The organism is Kitasatospora sp. NPDC001540 (genome assembly GCF_042894345.1).
Lineage (GTDB): Bacteria > Actinomycetota > Actinomycetes > Streptomycetales > Streptomycetaceae > Kitasatospora > Kitasatospora phosalacinea_C.
The window spans coordinates 115,062-127,524 of record NZ_JBIAVO010000022.1 but is presented as its reverse complement, the minus strand read 5'-3'; the positions used below and the strand labels follow the sequence as shown (position 1 = coordinate 127,524).

Sequence of the window (12,463 nt, the reverse complement as noted above, 5' to 3'; positions counted from 1 at the left end):
AACGTCACCCGGAACCGTCTGGGCAGACTCGTCCGCCAAGGCACGCTTATCCAGCCCCGACGAGGCCTCTACCAAAAACGGACTTAACGCCCTCTAACACCCCACCGAACAGCCGGCCCGCAGGAGCCCCCACCCCCACGGGGAGCCCCTGCGGGCCGGCCCGTTTCCCGGCCCGTTTCCCGGCCCGGACGCCGTCGGGGCCGGGCCCGGACGCCCGCCACCGCCGCCGTACCGGGCCCGCCACGGGGTCGCCCCCGCCCGGGGAGCGGGCCCCTGCCCCCGCACCACACCGTGCCCCTGACGGCCCCTCGGTGCCCCCGGACGTGGCTCCGGGCGTGGCTCCGGACGTGGTTCCGGAACGACGCCGGGACGCACGACGGCCGCGCCCCCTGCCCGCGGGGGCGGGAGGGGGCGCGGCCGTCGGGGTGGGGCGGGTCAGGCGGTGCGGATGTCCGCGTGGAGGCGGCGGGTGTGGTCCAGGGGGCGGACCGGGCCGGTGAGGTGGACGGTGGCGGTGAGGTGGGCGGTGGTGCTGGAGGCGGCCACCCGCAGTTCCAGGGCGCCGGGTTCGACGATCCGGCGGCCGTCGCGTCCGGTGAAGGAGGCGAGGTCGGCGGGGACGTCGATCAGCACGCGGGTCTGCTCGCCGGGCTCCAGGGTGACCCGCCGGTAGCCGATCAGGCGCTGGACGGGCTGGACCACGCTGGCGACGGGGTCGTGCAGGTAGAGCTGCACGGTCTCGGTGCCGGTCCGCTCGCCGGTGTTGCGCAGGGCGAAGGAGAGGGCGAGCGTGCCGTCGGTCTCGGCGGTGCCCCGTTCGACCTGGAGGTCGGTCCAGTCGAAGGTGGTGTAGCCGATGCCGTGGCCGAAGCCGAACGCCGGGGTCGGGTCGGTGCTGGAGACCTCGCTCGGGCCGGCCAGGCGGGCGGCCAGGTAGGTGGAGGGCTGGACACCGGGCCGGGCCGGGACGCTGACGGGCAGGCGGCCGGACGGGTTGACCCGGCCGCTGAGCACCCCGGCGACCGCCTCGGTCCCGGCCTCGCCGGGGAAGAAGGTCTGCACCAGGGCGGCGGCCTCGGTGACGGCGCGCCCCAGCGCGTAGGGACGCCCGGCCAGCAGCACCGGGACGACCGGCGTCCCGACGTCCAGCAGGGCGTCGAGCAGCTGCTGCTGCACGCCCGGCAGGTCGAGGGACTCCACGTCGCAGCCCTCGCCGCTGGTGCCGCGGCCGAACAGTCCGGCCCGGTCGCCGAGGGCGAGGACCACCACGTCGGCGCGGCGGGCGGTGTCGATCGCCTCGGCGAACCCGGAGGTGTCGGTGCCGTCGACGTCGGTCCCGGCGACCGTCCAGATCTCGCTGCCGGGGAACTCGGCGGCCAGCGCCTGGCGCAGCGTGGGCAGTTCGATGCCGACGGGGACCTCGGGGTGCTGGCTGCCGACGTGCACCGGGAAGGCGTAGCAGCCCAGGACGGAGGTCGGGGTGTCGGCGTTGGGGCCGATCAGCGCGATCCGCCGGGGGGAGCGCAGCGGGAGGGTGCCGTCGTTGCTGAGCAGGACCACGGCCCGCTCGGCGATCTCGCGGGCGAGGGCGCGGTTCTCCGGGCGGTCCAGGTCGACGCTGCCGCGCAGCGCGGCCGGGTCCTCCAGCGAACGTCCGGCCAGGGCGGCGGGGACGGCGTCCCAGTCCTCGTCCAGCAGGCCGAGTTCGGCCTTCTGGGCCAGGACGCGGCGCAGCGCCCCGTCGATCAGCGCCTCGGGGACGGTGCCGTCCTCGACGGCCCGCAGCAGGGGTTCGCCGAAGGTCTTGACGGTGGGGAGCTCGACGTCGACGCCGCTGGCCAGGGCGAGGGCGGCGGCTTCGGCCCAGTCCCCGGCGACGCCGTGCAGCACCTTGAGGAAGGCGATGCCGAAGTAGTCGGCGACCACGGTGCCGTCGAAGCCCCAGGTGTCGCGCAGCAGCCCGGTCAGCAGCTCGCCGTCGGCGGCGGAGGGGATGCCGTCGGTGTCGGTGTAGGCGTGCATGACGGAGCGCGGGCGGCCCTCGCGGACGGCCATCTCGAAGGGCGGCAGGATGACGTCGGCGCGTTCGCGGGTACCCATGCCGACGGGGGCGAGGTTGCGCCCGGCGCGGGAGGCGGAGTACCCGGCGAAGTGCTTGAGGGTGGCGATGACGCCCGCCGACTCCAGGCCCTGCACGTAGGCGGTGGCCACGGTGCCGATCAGGTACGGGTCCTCGCCGATGGTCTCCTCGACCCGGCCCCAGCGGCCGTCGCGGACCACGTCGAGGACGGGGGCCAGGCCCTGGTGGACGCCGACGGCCCGCATGTCGCGGCCGATCGCGGCGGCCATCTCGCGGATCAGGTCGGGGTCGAAGGTGGCGCCCCAGGAGAGCGGCACCGGGTAGGCGGTGGCGCCCCAGGCGGCGAAGCCGGCCAGGCACTCCTCGTGGGCGAGGGCGGGGATGCCGAAGCGGTTCGCGGCGGCGATCCGCTGCTGGCTGCGGGCCAGCGAGAGCGCGCCGAGCGCCGGGTCGACCGGGCGGGTGCCGAACGGGCGGGTCAGCTGGCCCAGTCCGTTCGGGAGCAGCTCGTCCAGGTCGGGCGGCTCCTCCATGTCGTGCTGGTGCGGGGCGACGTCGCCGCCCTCGTCGGAGGCGCCGACCCAGAGGCCGACCAGCTGGCCGAGCTTCTCGGGCAGGGTCATCTCGGCGATCAGGGCGTCCGCGCGCTCCGCCGGGGTCAGCGTGCGGTCGCGCCAGCGGGGCGCCGCGGTGGCGGGGGCTTCGGTAGGAACGGCCAGGTTCATCTTGTCGGTCACTTTCCTCCGACGCCCATGAGGCCCTGGACCAAGGCGCGACGGGCGAACAGGTAGACGATGAAGATCGGGAGCATCGACAGCACGACGGCGCTGAGCAGGCCGGGCACGTCGACGCCGTGCTCGGTCTGGAAGTTGTACAGGCCGAGGGTGATGACCTTGCTGCTCTCCGACTGGGTGAGGATCAGCGGGAACAGGAAGCCGTTCCACGCCTGGAGCGCCGAGAAGACCACGATGGAGGACAGACCGCCCTTGGAGAGCGGCACCACCATCTGCCAGAACACCCGCCACGGGGTGGCGCCGTCCATCGCCATGGCTTCGTACAGCTCGTTGTTGATGTCGCGCATCGCGCCGGTCAGCACCAGCGTGCACACCGGCAGGCAGAACGCCGCGGTGGGCAGGATGACGCCGATCAGGTGGTCGTACAGGCCGGCCTTGCTGATGACGTAGAACATCGGGACGATCACGGCCTGGGCGGGGATCGCCAGGCCCAGCAGGAAGATCCGGAAGACCGTGCTGATGGTCCTGCCCTGGGCCCGGACGATCGCGTAGGCCAGCGGGGGCACGACGAGCAGCACGATCGCGACCACGCTCGCCGTGACGATCACGGTGTTGAGGAAGTCCTGACCGAAGCCGTTGGAGAAGTCGTCGACGTAGTTCTTCAGGGTCAGGTGCTCGGGGAAGCTGAGCGGACCCTCGGAGGAGTAGCTGGCGCGGGTGCGGAACGTCGAGATCAGCAGGACGTACAGCGGGAAGCCGACGACGACCAGCCAGACCAGCGAGCCGAGCCCGGCGAGGTAGTTGGGACGCCTGCGCATCACAGTCCCTCCGTCGTGCCGCGCATCTTGTCGTAGCCGGAGAGGCGGACGACGGCGAGCGAGATCAGGGTGGCGACCACCACGAGGACCAGGGCGATGGCCGAGCCGGAGCCGAAGTCGAAGCTCTTGAAGGCCTGCTGGTACATGTAGAAGGCGCTGTTGGTGGTGTCGGTGCCCGGGCCGCCCTGGGTCAGGATCAGCACGGTGTCGAAGGTGGTGAGGCCGCCGACCAGCATCAGGATCACCGAGGTGATCATGGTGTTGCGCAGCTGCGGCAGGGTGATGTGCAGGAACTGCCGGACCTTGCCCGCGCCGTCGATCGCCGCGGCCTGGTAGAGCACCTGCGGGATCGCCCGGGCGCCGCCCTGGTAGAGCAGGGCGTGCATCGGCGTCCACTGCCACATGCCGACGAAGGTCAGCACGGCGATGGCGCCGCTCTGCGAGCCCATCAGGTTGCCGTCCCCGAACAGCCACTCCATCTGCGAGGGGACGCCGAAGTTGGGGTCGAGGATGGCGCGCCAGACCACCGATATCGCGGTGGCGGACAGCAGCAGCGGGATGAAGAAGATCGCGGACAGCACGGCGCGGTTGCGCTGGTGCCCGGCCGCCCACACGCCCAGCAGGATGCTGACCGGGGTCTGCACCACGACGCCGGCCACGGTCAGCACCAGGGTCAGCCAGATGCTCTGCGTCATCACCGGGTCGTGCAGCAGCTTGGTCCAGTTGTCCAGGCCGTTGAAGGTGGGCGCGCCGACGCCGTCCCAGCTGGTGAAGGACAGCACCGCGACCAGCACCAGCGGCAGGATCGCGAACAGCAGGAAGAAGACGGTGGCGGGCACCGCCCAGACCAGGCCCGGGCGGGTCACCCCGACGCCGGCCCGGCGCCCGGCGCGCGCGCGGCGGCCGGGCCCGGACCCTACGGAGGAAGTACTCATGGGGATTCGTCTCAGGAGGCGGGCAAGGCCTGCATGGCCTTGATGAAGCCGTCCACGTCGAGCTTGCCGCTGAAGAACTGCTGCACGGCGGTGTGGATGGGCGTGGCGGCGGCCGGCGGGTACGCCTGGTCCCAGGAGAGCTGGAACGAGGGCGCGGCCTTGACCAGGTTGTACTGGTACTTCGAGTACTCGGGGCTGGCCGAGGTGTCGAGGAACTGCTCGGTGTTGGTGGTGGTCGGCAGGTTGCCGATGGCGAGCTGGGCCTTCACGAACTCGTCCGAGTACATGAGCTTGAGGAACTCGGCGGCTTCCTTGGGGTGCTTGGTCTTCTTCAGCACCGAGTAGAAGTTGTTGGTGTTGCCGACCAGGTCCGCCGGGTCGCCCTTGCCGCCGGGAACGGACGGGAAGTTGCTGTAGCCGAGGTCGTTCTTGGCGAAGTCCGGGCTGGCGTCCTGCTGGGTGGCGTACGCCCAGGAGCCCATCAGCTCGAAGGCCGCCTTGCCCTTGGCCAGCAGGGCCGGGGAGCCGCCGTCGGTGAACTTCACCGAGTCGAAGTTCGTGCCGAACGCACCGGCGTCGACCAGCTGCTTGAGCATGCCCAGCGCCTTCTTCGACTCCGGGCTCTCCCAGGCGGTCTTGTCACCGGACAGCGCCTTCTGGAACAGTTCGGGGCCCGCGACCCGGTCGAAGACGTACTCGTACCACATCAGGGTCGGCCACTGGTCGCCGCCGCCGAGCGCGAACGGGGTGATGCCCTTGCCCTTGAGCACGGTGACGGCGTTGAGCAGCTCGTCCCAGGTCTTCGGGACGCTCAGGCCCGCGTCCGCCAGCACCTTCTTGTTGTTGAACAGCAGCACCGGCTGGGTGCCGCGCATCGGGATGCCGTAGGACTTGCCGTCGATCACCGCGGTGTTGAAGACGGAGGAGAGGAAGTTGCCCTTCAGGCCCGGGTCCGCGGCGATCATGTCGTCCAGCGGGAGGAGCAGGTCGGCCTTGACGTACGGCTGGATGCTGCCGCCGCCCCAGTTGAAGAAGATGTCCGGCGCCTGCGGCGTGTTGATGATCGTGTTCAGCTTGGACTGGTAGTCCGCACCGGGGATGGTGTCCAGCACGACCTTGACCTTCGAGGTCTTGTTGAAGGTCTCGACGATCTGCTTCTCGACCTTGTTGCTGGCGTCGCCGTAGACCAGCACGTGGATCGTGTTGGAGCCGCCGCCGGCGGAGGACCCGCTGCTGCTGCAGGCGGTCACGCCCACGGTCGCCAGGGAGAGGCCGAGGGCCACAGCGAAAGCGCGTCTCTTCATCTGGGGGTCTCCTAAAGTTTCGAGCCGAGTCCCGAAATAACTGCCTGGCCGGGACGCTAAGTTGCGAGCATGTTGCGGGTCAACCCCTCGCGCCGAGGGTTACTGAAGCGTGATCCGGGGTTGGCCCACGGCGGCCGTGCCCTATGCTGCGTCCATGGAAAAGGGCGATGAACTGGGACGGGTCACCCTCGCGGACATCGCGCGAGAAGCCGAAGTCTCGGTTTCGACGGTTTCGAAGGTCCTCAACGGGCGTACCGACGTCTCGGCGTCCACCCGGAACCGGGTCGAGCGCGTGTTGCGGGAACACGACTACCAGCGCGCCGCCCGCAACGGCGGCGAGGCGCCGCTGATCGAGATCGTCTTCCACGAGCTCGACAGCCTCTGGGCGATGGAGCTGCTGCGCGGCGTCGAGACCGTCGCCAACGAGCACGGGGCCGCGGTGGTGGTCGCCCACAGCGGCTCCCGGCACGCCCCCGGGCCCGGCTGGATAGACGCGGTGCTGCGGCGGCGGCCGCTCGGCGTGGTGCTGGTCTTCTCCAGCCTCCCGCCCGAGCTCAAGCGCCAACTCCGGGCCCGCTCCATCCCGTTCGTGGTCATCGACCCGGCCGGCAACCCCGACCCGGACGTGCCCTCGGTCGGCTCCGCGAACTGGGCCGGCGGCCTGGCCGCCACCCGGCACCTGATCGAGCTCGGCCACCGGCGGATCGGCATCGTCACCGGCCCCGAGGACACCCTCTGCTCGCTCGCCCGGCTCGACGGCTACCGCTCCGCGATGTCGATGGCCGGGATGGAGATCGACCCCGAGCTGATCGCCTTCGGCGACTTCCACACCGAGGGCGGCTTCGCCCGCGCCAAGCGGCTGCTGGAGCTCCCCGACCGGCCCACCGCGATCTTCGCGGGCAGCGACCTGCAGGCGCTCGGCGTGATGGAGGCGGCCCGGGTCCGCGGCCTGCGCGTCCCCGAGGACCTGTCCGTGGTCGGCTACGACGACCTGGACATCGCCCAGTGGACCAGCCCCGCGCTGACCACCGTCCGCCAGCCGCTGCGCGAGATGGCCGAGCAGGCCGCCCGGCTGATCCTCGCCCTGCGCAACGGGGAGGTCGGCGCCGCCCCGACCCGGCTGGAGCTCTCCACCACCCTGGTGGTGCGCTCCAGCACCGTCGCGCCCGGGCCGCGCTGAGCCGGTCACGGGTGGGCCGGGGTGGGGTTTTCGAAACTTTCAGCGTCTCGCCCCTTGCCCTGCCGACCTCGGCGGACTAATTTGTAGTCCGCCATTGCAAATGGGAACGGCCGTACGTCCGGGCGCCCCGCACCGACCCCTGGAGGTGCACCGATGACGACCACCGACCCGCTGGGCACCGACCCGACCGGCACCGACCCGCTCGCCAACTGGGCGGGGAACCTGGTCTTCGGCGCCCGCGCCGTGCACCGGCCGCGCACCGTGGAGGAACTGCAGGAGCTGGTCCGCCGCAGCGAGCGCGTCCGGGCGCTGGGCAGCGGCCACTCCTTCAGCCCGGTCGCCGACACCACCGGCGACCTGGTGCTGCTGGACGGCCTGCCGACCCGGATCGAGATCGCCCCGGACGCCCGCAGCGTCACCGTCTCCGCCGGCACCCGCTACGCGGAACTCGCGGTCGCCCTCCAGGCGGCGGGCCTCGCGCTGGAGAACCTGGCCTCGCTGCCGCACATCTCGGTCGCCGGGGCCACCGCCACCGGCACCCACGGCTCGGGCGACGGACGCCGCTCGCTCGCGGCCGCCGTCCGCTCGCTGGAGGTGGTCGGCGCCGACGGCGAACTGCGCACCACCTCGCACCCCGGCGCGGTGGTGCACCTGGGCGCGCTCGGCGTCGTCACCGCGCTCACCCTGGACGTGGTGCCCGCCTTCGCCCTGCGCCAGTACGTCCACCTCGGCCTGCCGCTGGCGCAGTACGCGGCGCACCTGGACGAGGTGCACGCCGCCGGGTGGAGCGTCAGCCTGTTCACCGACTGGGGCTCGGACACCGGCCGGGTCTGGGTCAAGCAGCTCGACGACGGCACCCCCGCCGCGACCGTCCCCGGCGCCCGGCCGGCCGACGCCCCGCAGCACCCGGTGCCGGGCATGCCCACCGACCACTGCACGGCCCAGCTCGGCGCCCCCGGCCCGTGGCACGAGCGACTGCCGCACTTCCGCCCGGAGTTCACCCCGAGCAGCGGCGCCGAGCTGCAGTCCGAGTACCTGCTGCCGCGCCCGGCCGCGCCTGCGGCGATCGCCGAACTCCGGGCCCTGGGCGCCCGGTTGGCGCCGGTGCTGCACATCTCCGAGGTGCGCACGGTGGCCGCGGACGAGCTGTGGCTCAGCCCCGCGTACGGGCGCGACTCGGTGGCCTTCCACTTCACCTGGAAGTCGGAGCCGGACGCCGTCGCCCCGGTGCTCGCCGCCGTGGAGCGCGCCCTGCTGCCGCTGGGCGGCCGACCGCACTGGGGCAAGGTGACGCACGGCCCGCGGGCCGCCGCCGCCAACTACGAGCGGCTGGACGACTTCCTGGCGCTGCGTCAGGAACTCGACCCGGAAGGGAAGTTCGGCAACGCCTTCACCAACGGGCTGAGCGCCGACCGCGCCTGACCCACCGTCGGCGCCGCGCCGCACCGTACCGCACCGCACCGCCGCTCCGCCGCCCGGGAGGCTCCCCGCTTCGCCGCCCGGTCCGCGGTACCCGTCCGTTGCCCGCCCGGACCTCGACCGAGGTGCGGGCGGGCAGCGGACGGGCCGATCGGCCGTCGGCCCGCAACGACGCGGAACCCGCCGACGGCCGATCCAGGCTTCCCGCACGGCAGTTGACCCGCCGCCACGCTCCGAAACCCGATCGGTCCGCACTCGGTGTCCCCGTACGGAACGCGGCCGTCGTTTCCGGCCGCCATTGCCGCGATTTTTCGAATGTTGCCAGAAAGTTTCTACCGGGGCGTTGACACTCGAAGTGTCCGGGTCAAAACTCGTCGCAGTCGGCCGTCGCCGACTTCCCCGAGCCGGGTCGCCGGTTCCATCCGCCTCCCGGGCTCCCCTGCGAACCACGAGGAGTCGCACCCCCATGCGCTTCAGCAACCTCTCGCCGCGCCCGCTGGTCGCGGCCCTGGCCGCCGCCGCCACCCTGGCGACCGGCCTGGCCCTGACCGCCGCCGACCCCACCCCGGCCCGGGCGGCCGGCTGCAGCGGCTACGTCGGACTCACCTTCGACGACGGCCCCTCCAACGACCACACCCCCGCCCTGCTCAACGCCCTCCAGCAGAACGGGCTGCGGGCCACCATGTTCAACGAGGGCCAGTACGCGGCCGCCTACCCGGCCCAGGTCCGGGCCGAGGTGGCGGCCGGGATGTGGGTCGGCAACCACAGCTACACCCACCCCCACCTGATCCAGGAGAGCCAGGCCCAGATCGACTCCGAGGTCGGCAACACCCAGACCGCCATCGCCAACGCGGGCGGCGGCACCCCGAAGCTGTTCCGCCCGCCGTACGGCGAGACCAACTCGACGCTGAAGAGCGTCGAGGCCAAGTACGGCCTGACCGAGGTGATCTGGGACGTCGACTCGCAGGACTGGAACGGCGCCACCACCGCCGCGATCGTCCAGGCCGTCGGCCGCCTCACCAACGGCCAGGTCATCCTGATGCACGAGTGGCCCGCCAACACCCTCGCGGCCATCCCGCAGATCGCCCAGAACCTGGCCTCCCGCGGCCTGTGCGCGGGCATGATCTCCCCGCAGACCGGCCACGCGGTGGCCCCCACCGACGGCGGCACCGGCGGCACGGGCGGCACCACCGGCGGCGGCACCGGCGGCAGCACCGGCGGTACGGGGGGCGGGAGTTGCACCGCGACGCTCTCCGCGGGCCAGTCCTGGAGCGACCGCTACAACCTGAACGTCTCGGTCACCGGCTCCAGCACCTGGAAGGTCACCGTCAAGGTGCCCTCCCCGGAGAAGGTCAGCTCCACCTGGAACATCAACGCCAGCTACCCGGACGCCCAGACCCTGGTCGCCACCCCCAACGGCTCCGGCAACAACTGGGGCATGACCATCATGAAGAACGGCTCCACCACCTGGCCCACCGTCAGCTGCAGCACCAGCTGAAGCCGGTTCCGGGCAGCCGGAAATCGCTTTTCCCGGGGTGCCCGGGAAAAGCGGAAACCATAGGTCGTGCACGTATTTCGCGGGCCGCGACGGTCGCGCACCCCCACCTGTCGGGTGCGCATTCCGCGGCCCCGGCGGCCGCCCGGCGGCCCGTCCTGCCCCTCCTCGGTTGCGAAACTTTCGAAGCGCTCTGATCGAAAATTGTGCCGCACTGCGCCGCCGTGCGCCATCGAATGCGCAGGCCTGGCGTTCGACTGCCCATCCCTCCGCCCGGTCATAGGGGCGCTGATCAGCAGTTTCCCTGACGAGGGCTCAACTCACTGACAGCCGACGCATTCGGAAACTCTGTCGAAAGTGTTGACAGCCCCTCGGGCGCCCCCCAACACTGTCGCCGGGCCCCACCCCCGTTCCCCCACCCACCCACAGAACGGACCCCCCATGAAGCTCCGTCACAAGGCTCGCGTCCTGCCGCTCGCCCTGGCCGCCGTCGTGCTGCTGCCCGGCACCGCCGACGCCGCGACCATCACCAACAACCAGACCGGCAACGACGGCGGGTACTTCTACTCGTTCTGGAGCGACGGCAACGGCTCCTCCTCGATGTCGCTGAACGGCGGCGGCAACTACAGCACCTCCTGGACCAACGTCGGCAACTTCGTGGCCGGCAAGGGCTGGAGCACCGGCTCCCGCAACCCCGTGACGTACTCCGGCACCTGGAGCACCAACGGCAACGCCTACCTGTCGCTCTACGGCTGGACCACCAACCCGCTGGTCGAGTACTACGTGGTCGAGAACTACGGCTCCTACAAGCCCACCGGCACCTACAAGGGCACCGTCACCACCGACGGCGGCACCTACGACATCTACGAGACCACCCGCTACAACGCCCCCTCCATCGAGGGCAACAAGACCTTCAACCAGTACTGGAGCGTCCGCCAGTCGAAGCGCACCGGCGGCACCATCACCGTCGGCAACCACTTCGACGCCTGGGCCCAGCACGGCATGAACCTCGGCACCATGAACTACGAGATCCTGGCCACCGAGGGCTACCAGAGCAGCGGCAACTCCAACATCACCCTGGGCTCCTCCACCGGTGGCGGCGGCACGGGCGGCGGCGGCACCGGCAGCTGCACCGCGACGCTCTCCGCGGGCGACTCCTGGAGCGACCGCTACAACCTGAACGTCTCGGTCACCGGCTCCAGCACCTGGAAGGTCACCGTCAAGGTGCCCTCCCCCGAGAAGGTCAGCGCCACCTGGAACATCAACGCCAGCTACCCCGACGCCCAGACCCTGGTCGCCACCCCCAACGGCTCCGGCAACAACTGGGGCATGACCATCATGAAGAACGGCTCCACCACCTGGCCCACCGTCAGCTGCACCAACGCCTGATCGGCGACTCCCCCCGAGGCCTCGGCCGCCCAGCGCACCGGCGGGTGCGTTCAGCGGCCGGGGCCGAGGAGCGTCCAGGGTTCGGGGCGGGCCAGGGCGAGGCGGGGGCGGCGTTCGGCCCAGTGGCGGACGGAGGCGGCCATCGCGGCGGCCGGGTCCGGGACCTTCCAGGTCGGCGTGAAGGGGCGGCGCATGCTGGTGTAGCTCTGGAACATCGCGAGGAGCTTGACGGCCTGCTGCTGGACGGGCGTGAGGTGCCGTTCGGCGAGCGGGAGGAAGAAGCGGTTCCAGCTCTCGGTCGGGACCAGCGGCGGCCGGTCCAGGGGCGCGGCGCCGTGCGCGGCGCGGAAGGCGTTGAGGGTGCCGAGGATGACGTCGAGCAGGGCGTCGAGGTCGAGGCTGTCCGGCCCGGCGGCGATCACCTCGGTGCGGGGCCGCTCGGGGGGCGCGGACAGGACGGCGGAGGTCAGCGCGGCGGCGACCTCGTCGACGGGGCTGATCTCGGCGTGGCCGGCCGGGTCGCCGACGACCACGGCGGCGGTGCCGGAGACCAGGGCCTGCAGCATCGTGTAGGGGCCGGAGAAGCGGGCGATCCCGCCGGTGCGGCGGCGGCCGACCACCAGCGGCGGGCGGACCAGGGTGAGCGGGCCGCGGTGCTGCTCGCGGGCGATCTCCTCGCAGCGCGCCTTGGACCACTCGTAGCCGTTGCGGTAGCCCGCGAACCCGCTGCCGCGCAGGTCCTCCGGGTTGCGGTCGCCGCCGACGTACGCGGTGGAGACCTGGACGAGGTGGGTGTCGCGGTCGGCGAGGGCGAGGACGGCGCGCAGCGGGTCGAGGTTGGCGGCGGTGGCCTCGTCGCGGCCGAGCGTCCAGCGGGTGCTGGCGGCGGCGTGCACGATGACGTCCCAGTGCCCGGCGAGGGCGGCGGGCGGCGGTTCGGTGCCCATCCGCCAGTGCACGACGCCCTCGCCGCGGCGGGCGACGGGGACGAGGTCGAGCCGACGGCCGTGTTCGGGGGCGGCGGCGCGCAGGTGGTGGGCGAGTTCGGTGCCGACGACACCGGTCGCCCCGGTGAGCAGGACGCGCATGGGGTGGCTCCCTCGGAAGCG

Annotated in this window: 10 protein-coding genes; 5 read left to right on the top strand and 5 right to left on the bottom strand. The window is 72.0% G+C overall.

Features of this window, described 5'->3' with window-relative positions:
- The coding region (locus ACFY00_RS24710) for a type IV toxin-antitoxin system AbiEi family antitoxin domain-containing protein (RefSeq protein ID WP_388033725.1) at nucleotides 1–87 on the top strand (87 nt) is incomplete at its 5' end.
- Between the two features lie 348 nt (nucleotides 88–435).
- Here the strand turns inward: ACFY00_RS24710 and ACFY00_RS24705 are convergent.
- From ACFY00_RS24705 to ACFY00_RS24690, 4 genes are read right to left on the bottom strand one after another with little or no spacing between them, the layout of a single operon-like run.
- The gene (locus ACFY00_RS24705; RefSeq protein ID WP_388033724.1) at nucleotides 436–2,805 is read right to left on the bottom strand and encodes a glycoside hydrolase family 3 N-terminal domain-containing protein; all 2,370 of its coding nucleotides are present in this window, start codon (nucleotides 2,803–2,805) and stop codon (nucleotides 436–438) included.
- An 8-nt stretch (nucleotides 2,806–2,813) separates the two neighbouring features.
- A complete protein-coding gene (locus tag ACFY00_RS24700; protein ID WP_388033717.1) occupies nucleotides 2,814–3,632 on the bottom strand; it encodes a carbohydrate ABC transporter permease in 819 nt (272 codons plus the stop codon).
- Nucleotides 3,632–4,567 (bottom strand): carbohydrate ABC transporter permease, encoded by a 936-nt coding sequence (locus ACFY00_RS24695; RefSeq protein WP_388033716.1) that lies wholly within the window; start codon nucleotides 4,565–4,567, stop codon nucleotides 3,632–3,634. The genes ACFY00_RS24700 and ACFY00_RS24695 overlap by 1 nt, the downstream gene beginning before the upstream one ends.
- Before the next feature lie 11 nt (nucleotides 4,568–4,578).
- On the bottom strand, nucleotides 4,579–5,871 hold the full coding sequence (locus ACFY00_RS24690) for an ABC transporter substrate-binding protein (protein ID WP_388033715.1): 1,293 nt from the start codon (nucleotides 5,869–5,871) through the stop codon (nucleotides 4,579–4,581).
- Nucleotides 5,872–6,025: 154 nt separating this feature from the next.
- On the opposite strand from ACFY00_RS24690, the gene ACFY00_RS24685 reads away from it, so the two are divergent.
- The 4 genes from ACFY00_RS24685 (at nucleotide 6,026) to ACFY00_RS24670 (ending at nucleotide 11,354) form a co-directional block, all read left to right on the top strand.
- Complete coding sequence (locus tag ACFY00_RS24685; RefSeq protein WP_388033714.1) at nucleotides 6,026–7,051, top strand: LacI family DNA-binding transcriptional regulator; 1,026 nt, start codon at nucleotides 6,026–6,028, stop codon at nucleotides 7,049–7,051.
- Between the two features lie 153 nt (nucleotides 7,052–7,204).
- Complete coding sequence (locus tag ACFY00_RS24680) at nucleotides 7,205–8,473, top strand: FAD-binding protein (protein WP_388033713.1); 1,269 nt, start codon at nucleotides 7,205–7,207, stop codon at nucleotides 8,471–8,473.
- A gap of 463 nt (nucleotides 8,474–8,936) precedes the next feature.
- A complete protein-coding gene (locus ACFY00_RS24675) occupies nucleotides 8,937–9,968 on the top strand; it encodes a polysaccharide deacetylase family protein (protein WP_388033712.1) in 1,032 nt (343 codons plus the stop codon).
- A 438-nt stretch (nucleotides 9,969–10,406) separates the two neighbouring features.
- Nucleotides 10,407–11,354, top strand: coding sequence for a glycoside hydrolase family 11 protein (locus ACFY00_RS24670; protein WP_388033711.1), 948 nt, complete (start codon nucleotides 10,407–10,409; stop codon nucleotides 11,352–11,354).
- A 50-nt stretch (nucleotides 11,355–11,404) separates the two neighbouring features.
- On the opposite strand, the gene ACFY00_RS24665 is transcribed toward ACFY00_RS24670, so the two are convergent.
- Nucleotides 11,405–12,442: an SDR family oxidoreductase gene (locus ACFY00_RS24665; RefSeq protein ID WP_388033710.1), complete on the bottom strand. Its 1,038-nt coding sequence runs from the start codon at nucleotides 12,440–12,442 to the stop codon at nucleotides 11,405–11,407.
- Nucleotides 12,443–12,463 lie beyond the last annotated feature (21 nt).